General features: G+C 35.2%; 1 pseudogene. It reads right to left on the bottom strand.

Annotated features, from left to right (window positions below):
• A pseudogene (locus HMPREF1019_RS10160) lies at positions 1-718 on the bottom strand (hypothetical protein); the annotation flags it as partial.

Below are 718 nucleotides of genomic sequence, written 5' to 3'. Positions count from 1 at the left end.
CTACCCCATCTCCATCCCAGCATCATCTTTTGTAAATTTACCTCTTAGCTCTGGCATCTCATTTACTATCATCTCTTTTAGCTCAGGATTGGTGCTTGCTATTTCTAGTAAGAGACCTAAGCTTTTGTCATTAAGGTCTCTTAGCCCAGTATTTTCACTTTGAAGACTTTCGGTTTTACGTGTTAGAGATTGGTTTTCTCTCACTTTGCTCTTTATCAATGCATTTTGTTCATCTATCTTTGTTTGCTGATTGGCATGTGCTTTTACTCTATTTTTAAGATGCGTTATCTCATTATCTTGCTCAGCTTGGGTCTCTCTTAAACTATCTAGCTCTTTTTCTAGCAGCTCTTTTTCTTTTAAGACTTCTATATTTTTCTTTTTATATTCCTCTATGATCTTGTTTTGTTCTGTTACTTGCTCATCAAGAAGCTCTGCCTTTTCTTTTAGCTGTTCGTCTGATGTGATGGTTATATTCTCTTGCATTTGTTCAAAAACAGAATTTCTAAGACCTACTATTAAAGCTCTTTTTTCATTTGGCTCTAACCTAAAGTACTCGTCGCCCAACAAAGGCTCTTTCTTTTGCATATACTTATTTGCTTCCGCTTCTATAAGCTTTTGAATTTTCTCTTTTAACTCTTGCTCACTCTTATATTCACTTGCTATTTGGTGCATTTTGGTTAAATTCTTATGTCTATTTTTACCTGGCTTACCGCGAAGT

The sequence above is a fragment of the Campylobacter sp. 10_1_50 genome, assembly GCF_000238755.1.
In the GTDB taxonomy this organism is placed as follows: domain Bacteria; phylum Campylobacterota; class Campylobacteria; order Campylobacterales; family Campylobacteraceae; genus Campylobacter_A; species Campylobacter_A concisus_R.
This window is presented reverse-complemented; position numbering and strand designations above follow the sequence as displayed.